The following is a 238-nucleotide window of genomic DNA, read 5'->3' on the forward strand; positions in this document are numbered from 1 at the left end:
TGGCTTCATTTAAATCTTTGATATAGTTTTGTGTATCCTGTTCAATCGTTTTTCTTGTGTATTTGTGCTTGTTGGCATTGGCTTTCAGATGAGTTGAATCGGTGAATAGGACACGTCCGCCCACCATATCATGATTGATGGCCTGAAGAACGATCTCATCAAAAATATCTTGGAAAATCGTTGTATCTTTAAAGCGTGTGCGTCTGTTCCAGCTGATGGTGGAGTGGTGCGGAACTGG

1 protein-coding gene is annotated in these 238 nt (G+C 41.6%); it reads right to left on the minus strand.

Going from position 1 to position 238, the window contains the following annotated elements:
• Positions 1-238: transposase (locus Q3W56_RS20900; RefSeq protein ID WP_368045786.1), on the minus strand; the 238-nt coding region annotated here is incomplete at both ends.

This window comes from Bacillus sp. C28GYM-DRY-1 (assembly GCF_030519405.1).
Lineage (GTDB): Bacteria > Bacillota > Bacilli > Bacillales > Bacillaceae > Bacillus > Bacillus spizizenii_A.